1 protein-coding gene is annotated in these 493 nt (G+C 32.3%); it reads left to right on the top strand.

The window, feature by feature from the left end; genetic code table 11:
- Positions 1-163 precede the first annotated feature (163 nt).
- Positions 164-493: hypothetical protein (locus AB4Z50_RS36000; protein ID WP_441887285.1), on the top strand; the 330-nt coding region annotated here is incomplete at its 3' end.

Raw genomic sequence — 493 nt, 5'->3', positions numbered from 1 at the left:
AGGCTACACTAGTATATCTTTATTTATATTTGTTTTTATATACGCTGTAATTCAAATAGTTATAAATATTTTACTTATCTTTATTATGTGATATTTGTACTTAATTTGACAATTTGTGTGCAAATTTTGTGCAAATGAACTCCAATTAAAACCTATTACTCTAATGAAAGAAGCAACAATTTCTCTCTATCATGACACAAGAAGGGTATTGGATGATGGAAATTATCCTGTCAAACTGCGTGTTTATTTTGGTATTGCCAAACTCTTTGAGACGGGCTCATCTCTAAGTAAAGAAGAATTTGAGCGTGCTTATAATGAACCTAGACCTCGTGGGCGCTACAAAGAAATACAAGTGGAACTAAAAGCTATTGAATCAAGAGCAGCAGAAATCATCAAAAATCTCCCCTCCTTTTCATTCGATCGATTCAAACGGGAGCTTTACAGGAATAAAACTAGTGTAAACAACATCATTGATCACTATAATGATTATATC

Origin of the sequence: Paenibacillus sp. 2TAB26 (assembly GCF_052115145.1) — a bacterium.
Taxonomy (GTDB): Bacteria; Bacillota; Bacilli; order Paenibacillales; family Paenibacillaceae; genus Pristimantibacillus.
The sequence above is the reverse complement of the archived record's forward strand: the minus strand, read 5'-3'. Positions and strand labels throughout refer to the sequence as shown.